3 protein-coding genes and 1 pseudogene are annotated in these 3,254 nt (G+C 62.6%); 2 read left to right on the forward strand and 2 right to left on the reverse strand.

From position 1 onward, the window contains the following. Window positions 1-200: pseudogene (locus JQ575_RS43930) on the reverse strand (aspartate kinase); the annotation flags it as partial. A gap of 1 nt (window position 201) precedes the next feature. After that, window positions 202-1,383, reverse strand: a complete 1,182-nt coding sequence (nagA, locus tag JQ575_RS43935; RefSeq protein WP_212039355.1) for an N-acetylglucosamine-6-phosphate deacetylase — start codon at window positions 1,381-1,383, stop codon at window positions 202-204. Window positions 1,384-1,493: 110 nt separating this feature from the next. Here nagA and JQ575_RS43940 point away from each other — a divergent pair, with 110 nt between their 5' ends. Together JQ575_RS43940 and JQ575_RS43945 are read left to right on the forward strand one after the other, a co-directional pair. Next, entirely contained in the window at window positions 1,494-2,417 is a 924-nt protein-coding gene (locus tag JQ575_RS43940; protein ID WP_212039356.1) for a BadF/BadG/BcrA/BcrD ATPase family protein, read from the forward strand. A 19-nt stretch (window positions 2,418-2,436) separates the two neighbouring features. Continuing rightward, the coding region (locus JQ575_RS43945; RefSeq protein ID WP_212039357.1) for an N-acetylmuramic acid 6-phosphate etherase at window positions 2,437-3,254 on the forward strand (818 nt) is incomplete at its 3' end.

The raw sequence follows: 3,254 nt of genomic DNA on the forward strand, positions 1-3,254 counted from the left end.
CGTCGATTGGGGGTCGGGCTTACCTGATAGGCCATATCGATCAATTGATCGGTGGTCTTGCCCATGGCCGAGACGATTGCCACGACCCGATGACCACGGCCATGCAGGTCGGCGAGGCTGCGCGCAACCGCGCAAATTTTCGCCGGTGTTTCAAGGCAGACACCGCCATATTTTTGCACGATGATGGGATGGTTGTGCATTCTAACCTCGGTGAGAAGCCTTGCTCGCCTCGCCAGTAAAACCGGCCCCGCCTATCCATGAGCCGACGACTTCAAAGTTCGGACTGAAGGCGACAAGGTCCGCACGGTAGCCGGGCGCGATCCGTCCAAGCTCGGACTCAAGACCCAGAAATGCCGCGGGCGTCCGAGAGGCCATGATGAGGGCATCGACAAGTGAGATTCCGAGCATCGCAACAGCGTTGCGCACCGCCTCGATCATGGTGAGGTGAGCGCCAGCGAGTGTGCCATCGGGGCCAGCCACGCGATTTTCGTGCAACGTGATCTGCCTTCCTTGCAGCATGAATTGCCGGTCGTTCGTGCCTGCCAGTGGCATGGCATCGGTGACCAGCATCAATCGATCGCGTCCCTTGCAGCGGAAGGCAACACGCAAACCGGCGCGGTCAACGTGGATACCGTCGCAGATAATCCCTGCAAACAGCCGGTCATCGTCAAGCGCAGCGCCCACCAAGCCCGGTTCCCGGGCCCTCAACTGCGACATGGCATTGAACAGATGGGTCACCCCCGAGAGACCGAGATCGACCGCCCGCCCGATTTCGGCTGCGGTGGCGTCGCTGTGGCCGGCCGCGATACGCAATCCGGCGCCGATCAATTCATCGATCATGGTTGCAGGCACGCATTCCGGGGCCAAGGTTACAATAGAGCGGCCGCGGTCTCCAAAACTTTTGATCGCGGCGATATCGCGCCGATCTGGCACGCGTATCTCGGCTTCGGGATGAATGCCCTTGCGGTACCTGTTGAGGGCCGGTCCTTCCAGATGAAAGCCGAGAACGCCGGGGATCTTCAGACAAGCCTGGGCGACTGCAGCCAATCGCTCGATGACCTCGATGCGATCGGTGATGAGGGTCGGCAAGCAGCCCGTGGTGCCCTCCTTGCGGTGCGCCTCAACGATGCATCGGACGCCAGCCTCCGTTGGTTGATCGTTGAGAAGAACGCCCCCGCCTCCGTTGACCTGAATGTCGATGAATCCCGGTGCCAGGATCGCGTCCGCGGGAGCGTGGATGGTGGCGCGCGGCTCCGCCTGGCCGAAGGCGATGCTTTCAATCCGCCCCTGCGAAATCCTAACGGACCCCGGCCCGCGCATGTCGGCACCATCAAAGATGTGCTGCGCGGCAATCGTGAGAGAGGAAGAACTAACCTGGCCCATCAGTGTTGATCCGAGTGGGAGTCACGAACTCGTGAGGCGAGTACAAGACTCATATGTTTACCAGGGGTCTTTGAGAGGGACCCGGAGCGAAACCTTGGTGTTAACCTTCCATGGAAACAAAAGGTACCATGTATCTCGGCATTGACGGCGGTGGAACCCGCTGCCGCGCCCGGATCGAGGACGAAAACGGCAGCGTACTCGGGTTAGCCACCTCGGGGCCTGCCACGACGCGAATTGGCTTCGAGAAGGCCGGGCGGTCCATCATGGAGGCCACTGAAGCGGCAGCCGCACAGGCCGGACTGACGGGCGAGGAATTCCCGCGGATGCACGCCGGAATTGGTCTTGCCGGTCTTGGCCGCCGGGGCGCCGAAGCGGCGCTCAACAAGATCGCGCACCCCTTTGCCTCCGTCATCTTCATCAGCGACGGCTTGGCGGCATGTCTCGGCGCCCATAGCGGCGCGGACGGGGCCATCGTGGTAGCCGGCACCGGATCGGTCGGTGTCGGCCTGATCGATGGCCGCGAAATCCGTCTCGCCGGTTACGGCTTTCCCGTTTCGGACGAAGGCAGCGGGGCCGACATCGGCCTGCAGGTTGTCCGACTGGCGCTTCGGGCAGCGGATCGCCGCGGCGAGCTGACCCCGTTGCTTTCAGAGGTGTTGGGCGCATTCGACCATGATCCTTATCAGGCGGTGGCTTGGTCTGAAGAGGCCAGGGCCACAGACTACGCTGCCTTCGCGCCGATCGTGATGCGGCACGCCAATCAAGGCGATCCGGTTGGCCGTCGCATTGTCGAACGCGCGGCGGATGCCATTGGCGATCTGCTTGATCTGTTCCTGGCAAGAGGAATTGACCGGGTCTCGCTGGTAGGGGGGCTCGCGGATGCCATTACGCCCTGGCTGACGCCTGACTTGCGCGTCCGCCTGAAGTGTCCTGACGCGGATGCGGCGGCCGGCGCGTTACTGATGGCACGAGGGCGGCTTAACCTACCCAAGAGAGAAACTGACCATGAACAGGCTTCAAAGTACCGCGTTTGATGGCGAATGGATCAACGATATGGCCACCGAAGGAGTCGACCCCCGCTTTGCCGATCTTGATGCATGGTCGCTGACGTCAGCCATCGAAGCTATGTGGGAGGGCCAGCTTGCGGCAGTCGCAGCGATCGGCCATGCCCTTCCCGTGATCGCTGCGGCGACCGAAGCGGCCAAGGCGGCGCTGGGTGATCATGGACGCATTGTGTACATCGGAGCCGGCACCTCGGGCCGTGTGGCGGTCCAGGACGGTGCCGAGCTGACGCCGACCTTTGCCTGGCCCAGCGAGCGCGTCCGCTTCATCGTCGCCGGCGGAGACAGCGCGTTCGTCACCAGCATCGAGGGTGCAGAGGATGATGTCGACGATGCGGTCATGCAGATTAATGCCACGCGGCTCACACCGCACGACGCGGTGATCGCCGTTGCCGCCAGTGGGACAACGCCATTCACGGTCGCCGCCCTACAGCAGGCAAGCTCTTTCGGTGCAGTGACGATCAGTGTTGCCAACAATCCCGGCACCGCACTGCTGACGTCGGCAAAGTTTCCGATCCTGATCGAGACCGGCCGCGAACTAATCGCCGGCTCCACGCGGATGAAGGCGGGCACCGCGCAGAAGGTTGTGCTCAACCTGATCTCCTCAGGTATTATGCTGCGCCTTGGCCGGGTGTACCGTGGCATGATGGTGAACATGCAGCCGACCAACGCCAAGCTTAAGCGGCGCGCCGAGGCTATGGTGGCGCAAATCGCGCAGTGTGATACCTCGCATGCGGCACGCTGGCTTGAGCAGGCCGAGGGAGACATCAAGACGGCAGGCCTTCTGGCGCTGGGCGTCGACAGGGTTGA

It is taken from the genome of Bradyrhizobium sp. JYMT SZCCT0428 (genome assembly GCF_018131075.1).
In the GTDB taxonomy this organism is placed as follows: Bacteria; Pseudomonadota; Alphaproteobacteria; order Rhizobiales; family Xanthobacteraceae; genus Bradyrhizobium.

Bases quoted from the DNA above. Each gene is read 5' to 3' on its own strand.
- nagA (WP_212039355.1), bottom strand. From the start codon at position 1,383: ATGGGCCAGGTTAGTTCTTCCTCTCTCACGATTGCCGCGCAGCACATC.
- JQ575_RS43940 (WP_212039356.1), top strand. From the start codon at position 1,494: ATGGAAACAAAAGGTACCATGTATCTCGGCATTGACGGCGGTGGAACC.